Here is a 5,015-nt window from a genome sequence, read left to right as displayed (position 1 = left end):
CGCGTCGCAACGAGGCGGTCAGTGTCAGCTACTCAGCTTCGACTATTGTCTTGCTTTGTAGGACACTTTCGCATGGGACGTATTAACAAAGCATCGTTGCTGCTTTGATACGTCCGCACTGGGAGATATGCTCGCCAGCTGTTGTAGTTTGTTTTCCCCCACCTAAAGAGGTGGGGGACATCTTAAAGCTCGTTATTAATTCATAAATTTTACCCGCTCTCCTGTGGCGTGCTGGCCGTGGGTGCCGTTGTATACGGCAACACCGGCGGCCTCCAGCCGCTTGGCGATGCTTTTGATGGTGGGGCACAGTACCGGCACCTCCTCAGCATTTTTCTTGCTGGTGCAGTGGGACAGATGTACTGCCTCAATGCCATTTTTCGTCATACGGGCTATTTTCTTTTCAATACCCTCCTGATCCTCCAGCATACTGTTGCCACAGCCGTTGCAGGTCCACATAGCCGCCAGCTCCACTTCCTCCCCGGCATAATTCTTAAAGCCCTCGCTCCGCTCATTAAAGGCCCGGAGGCACCCGGTACCGGCGCAGGCGGCTGAAGTCTTTAAACAACGTAAAATCGCAATTTTTTTCATAATATACACTCTCCTAAAAATCATATTTCCTTATTAGTATAGTCCAAAGAATTTAATTTTTCCGTTTGAATTACAACATTATCACGCTCTTGCCCAAATATCCCAATTCTATCATCAGCAGCTGCCCATGTCATTGGTAAAGTTTTTGATAATAATTTTCAAAAATATCTATTGAATTTGCATATTAATATGCTATAATATAACCGAAATGTTATATTAAAAATATAATGAGGTGAATGTATATATGGCTACTGTAAACGAAAACTATTTAAAATTACCGGGAAGCTATTTATTTGCTGAGATTGGCCGCCGGGTGACTGCCTTTAAGGAAGCTCATCCAGAGGCGGATATTATCCGGCTGGGCATCGGTGATGTTACCCGGCCCCTGCCTGCGGTATGCATTGAAGCCATGCATAGGGCGGTAGATGAAATGGCCAGTGCCGAAACCTTTCGGGGGTATGGGCCGGAGCAGGGCTATGACTTTCTCATTGAGGCCATCCGCAAAACCAATTATATTGACCGGGGCATCGATATAGCTCCCGACGAAATATTTGTCAGCGACGGCTCCAAAAGTGACTGTGGAAACATACAGGAGATTTTTGGTACGGACAATAAGGTGGCCATTACCGACCCGGTATACCCTGTTTATCTCGATACCAATGTTATGGCCGGCCGCACCGGTGGGCTGAATGAGGATGGTCATTTTCAGGGCATTACCTACCTTCCTTGCAGTGCAGCAAACCGCTTTTCCCCAGAGCTCCCTGCTGAACGGGTGGATATGATTTATCTGTGCTGCCCAAACAATCCTACTGGCACCACTCTGTCCAGAGAGCAGCTAACCAAGTGGGTGAAGTATGCCAAGGCCAATAATTCCGTCATTCTCTTTGATGCGGCCTATGCGGCCTATATCACGGAGGAGGATGTACCTCGTTCCATTTATGAAATTGAAGGTGCCAGGGAGGTGGCCATTGAGTTCCGGTCCTTTTCCAAAACCGCCGGCTTTACTGGCACCCGTTGCGGCTATACCGTAATTCCCAAGGCTGTAAAGGGGTTGACCAAGGAGGGCCAGAGGGTGGAGTTTAATCGCCTGTGGAACCGTCGCCACACCACCAAGTTCAACGGCACTGCCTACATCATTCAGCGGGGTGCAGCTGCCATCTATACTCCTGAGGGCCAGAGACAGGTAAAGGCGCTGATCGGCTACTATATGGAAAATGCCCGTATTATCCGTGAGGGCCTTGAAGCTGCCGGAATTGATGCCTACGGTGGTATAAATGCACCCTATATATGGCTGAAAACGCCAAACAATATGCCATCCTGGGATTTCTTTGACAAGCTCCTGACGGAGGTAAATATTGTGGGCACTCCAGGGGCCGGCTTCGGTCCGTGCGGCGAAGGCTATTTCCGCCTTACTGCCTTTGGTGACAGGGAAAACACCCTCCGGGCCGTTGAACGGATAAAAAATAATTTACATTTTTAATAACATAAAAATAACGATAAAATAATGTATATAAAACGTTATAACGAGCTTTAAAATGTCCCCCACCTCTTTAGGTGGGGGACATCTTCACCTCGTTATAACGTTAATTTATTGTTAAAATAATACTTTAATAGCCTTATTTTGCAATCAATACAGAGCAAGGTGCCTGCTCCAGCACATTACGGCTGACGCTGCCCATCAATATGCCCTCCACCAGGCTTAGGCCACGGCTGCCCATAACAATCAGGTCAATGGCGTTATCCTTGGCGTAATCCACTATTTTCTCATAAGGAATACCCACATCAAGGACAGTTTCACATTCCAGCCCCTCCGGCAGGCCCTCCTTGATCTCCCCCAATATCCTGTTTCCCTCCTCGGTGAGAGAATCAATTATCTCCTGACAAAGATGTACCGAAATAGCCGCCTGCTGAATATTAACCACATACATAAAAATTAATTTTCCCGGCTCCAGCTTGGCCAAACGCACCGCCTGAACAGTGGCCTTCTCGGATTCCTCAGAGCCATCCACCGGCACTAAAATCCTGCACATAAAATCTCCCCCTTATTATTTAACGTTTACAGGCTTATTTGAAATCCCCTACAGTCAAATTTTTACCCTTTAATAAGCCAACTCGGCCCCTTTCTCCGCTTTCAGGATGAACCAGCAGCCACTTATTAACGGCGAAGAGCATCCCTCCTTCTCCCTTGGCCTCTGGCTCCACCTCCAGGTGCTCATTGGTACCTTCCGGCAATATTACACCGCTGCGGAATTCCTTGCCCTCCACACCACAGGGTGCATAATGGAGGGTTGTGGCATAGAGCTCCACCACCGTACCCATTGGTACAAAGAAGGCCTCCACCCTGTCAGTATTATAGGAATTATCACTATAATCAATATCCCAACGGTGCCCCACCATCAATATCATATCTGTCCCTGCAATATTTATTTCCGAATCCCTGTGGTACTCCAATCCGTTCAACTTATCGTTAAAGCCATGACAGCAGCCAAATTCCACCGGCATACCTCCATATACCTCATCCATGAATTTTAGGAACAGCTTTGTTTGCTCAAGGGCCGGTATAGAGGCTTCATAAAGCACCTGCCCCTGGGGGGCCGCCGGCAGCTTTTGTACCTCCGTCAAAAATTCGGAAGCATCCATATCCAGCACCCGACCATAGGTCCTGAATGCCTCATCCAATACACTTTTCATTGACCAATTCCTCCAATTAATCTTTATGCCTCTTAAATTCGCCAAAATATACTTTAAATCCTGCTGAAAAATGGAAGGTTTTGCTGCTGACCATGCATCGGATAAGCAACATTTTCCCCACTGACAGGAACTATGTCATATTTTAATATTGCCATCTGTCAAGCATGGTTCTATACTAAAGTATATATCACGGGGTTAAACCCATAGCCCAGAGAGAGAGGTTTTTTATGCAATCTGTATTGACTATTGCCGGCTCCGATTCCAGCGGCGGTGCAGGAATCCAGGCCGACATCAAGACTATCACCGCCCACAAGCTGTTTGCCACCAGTGCCATTACTGCCCTAACAGCCCAAAATACCACCGGGGTTACGGCCATACATGATGCCCCTGCTGAATTTGTGGGGCAGCAAATCCAAGCCGTATTCGAGGATATACCACCGGATGCTGTAAAAATCGGTATGGTATCCAGCCCTGAGATTATTCAGACAATAGCGGAAAAGCTGCAGGAATTTGGTGCCATGAATATTGTGGTTGACCCGGTAATGGTGTCCACCAGCGGCAGCAAGCTTCTGGCCGACGATGCACAGGATAATCTCTGCCGTCTGCTCCTGCCCATTGCCAGTGTAATAACCCCTAATATCCCCGAAGCGGAGGTACTGGCCGGTATGACTATTCAAAGCCTGGAGGATATGGAGGAAGCCGCTAAAATAATTGGCAGCAAGCTATATGGCGGCGTCCTCATCAAGGGCGGTCACTTAACGGAAACCGCCACTGACCTCCTGTATTATGACGGAGAATTCAACTGGTATCGCCAGGAGCACATCGACAATCCCAACACCCATGGTACAGGCTGTACCCTGTCCTCAGCCATTGCCTGCAATTTGGCCTTGGGCTATGAATTACCGGAGGCCATTGCCAAGGCCAAAAAATATATTACCGGTGCATTGAAGGATGACCTTAATTTAGGCAAAGGCTCCGGCCCCCTTAATCATATGTATGCCCTCTAATATGGGAGCTTTTACAGATAGTATTTTACGCTCCGCCTGTATGAACTATTATTTTATCTGATAAAAAAGGCAGCTGAATCGAAATGACTCAGCTGCCTTTTACTTTTGAACTTACCAGATTTCCTTCATCCAGCTACGATAATTTTCCTCAAGGAAATTAATGAGCACATCCAGCATGCCGTACACTTCATCACCCAGCTTGTCAAAGTTCTCTTCCTTATCCCCAGGCATAAGCAGGCATATATCCACAATCAGTGCCCCATTTTGGTCAAAATACATCTTAAATGGCTTGTACTTCATGTTCTGGTCACAGGCCATCTTCAATACCTTCAGCTCATTTTCCTCTGTAAGAGCCTTTGGACTAATCTGCACCCGAATCATGGAAAATACCGTATCATCCAGCAAAACCAAGGTTGGCAGCTGCTGCCCCTCCACTACGATATGGGAACGAAATGCCACTGTATGCTGTGGGTCATCAGCCAGCTCCTCCACCTGGAATACGGTGATCTTCTTCTCCTCCAAATATTTGTTAAAAACCTCTGCTTTAGTATTCAAGTATAACAACTCCTTTATAGATATTTCACTGCTATCTATTCGCCAAAAAAAGCTTTTATCCTGCTAAAATCAAAACATTTTTTCAATTATGCCCTAATAATCCATCCTCCACACATCTGCCCTTCGGGGACACCTCATCCACCGTCTTCGACGGTCCCCCTTCCCCAGAGGGGA

Annotated in this window: 6 protein-coding genes; 2 read left to right on the top strand and 4 right to left on the bottom strand. The window is 47.1% G+C overall.

The window, feature by feature from the left end:
• Positions 1-195: 195 nt before the first annotated feature.
• Positions 196-588 carry a CGGC domain-containing protein gene (locus Q0Y54_RS11585; RefSeq protein ID WP_297968086.1) on the bottom strand — a complete coding sequence of 131 codons (393 nt, stop codon included), beginning with the start codon at positions 586-588 and terminating at the stop codon, positions 196-198.
• 244 nt (positions 589-832) lie between these two features.
• Here Q0Y54_RS11585 and Q0Y54_RS11580 point away from each other — a divergent pair, with 244 nt between their 5' ends.
• The gene (locus Q0Y54_RS11580) at positions 833-2,068 is read left to right on the top strand and encodes an LL-diaminopimelate aminotransferase (protein WP_297968083.1); all 1,236 of its coding nucleotides are present in this window, start codon (positions 833-835) and stop codon (positions 2,066-2,068) included.
• Positions 2,069-2,204: 136 nt separating this feature from the next.
• On the opposite strand, the gene Q0Y54_RS11575 is transcribed toward Q0Y54_RS11580, so the two are convergent.
• Entirely contained in the window at positions 2,205-2,618 is a 414-nt protein-coding gene (locus tag Q0Y54_RS11575) for a universal stress protein (RefSeq protein WP_297968079.1), read from the bottom strand.
• 34 nt (positions 2,619-2,652) lie between these two features.
• Complete coding sequence (locus Q0Y54_RS11570; RefSeq protein ID WP_297968076.1) at positions 2,653-3,279, bottom strand: DUF4867 family protein; 627 nt, start codon at positions 3,277-3,279, stop codon at positions 2,653-2,655.
• Positions 3,280-3,506: 227 nt separating this feature from the next.
• Here Q0Y54_RS11570 and thiD point away from each other — a divergent pair, with 227 nt between their 5' ends.
• Positions 3,507-4,286 (top strand): bifunctional hydroxymethylpyrimidine kinase/phosphomethylpyrimidine kinase, encoded by a 780-nt coding sequence (gene thiD / locus Q0Y54_RS11565; protein WP_297968073.1) that lies wholly within the window; start codon positions 3,507-3,509, stop codon positions 4,284-4,286.
• Between the two features lie 111 nt (positions 4,287-4,397).
• Here the strand turns inward: thiD and Q0Y54_RS11560 are convergent, their stop codons facing one another.
• On the bottom strand, positions 4,398-4,841 hold the full coding sequence (locus tag Q0Y54_RS11560) for a hypothetical protein (protein WP_297968070.1): 444 nt from the start codon (positions 4,839-4,841) through the stop codon (positions 4,398-4,400).
• Between the last annotated feature and the right edge of the window lie 174 nt (positions 4,842-5,015).

It is taken from the genome of uncultured Anaerovibrio sp., from assembly GCF_947302755.1.
In the GTDB taxonomy this organism is placed as follows: Bacteria; Bacillota; Negativicutes; order Selenomonadales; family Selenomonadaceae; genus Anaerovibrio.
Note: the sequence above shows the minus strand (reverse complement) of the source record. Positions and strands in the feature narration are given on the sequence as shown.

Excerpts from the sequence above, each read along its gene's own strand:
- thiD (WP_297968073.1), top strand. The coding sequence starts at position 3,507 with ATGCAATCTGTATTGACTATTGCCGGCTCCGATTCCAGCGGCGGTGCA.
- Q0Y54_RS11575 (WP_297968079.1), bottom strand. The coding sequence starts at position 2,618 with ATGTGCAGGATTTTAGTGCCGGTGGATGGCTCTGAGGAATCCGAGAAG.
- Q0Y54_RS11585 (WP_297968086.1), bottom strand. The coding sequence starts at position 588 with ATGAAAAAAATTGCGATTTTACGTTGTTTAAAGACTTCAGCCGCCTGC.
- Q0Y54_RS11570 (WP_297968076.1), bottom strand. The coding sequence starts at position 3,279 with ATGAAAAGTGTATTGGATGAGGCATTCAGGACCTATGGTCGGGTGCTG.
- Q0Y54_RS11580 (WP_297968083.1), top strand. The coding sequence starts at position 833 with ATGGCTACTGTAAACGAAAACTATTTAAAATTACCGGGAAGCTATTTA.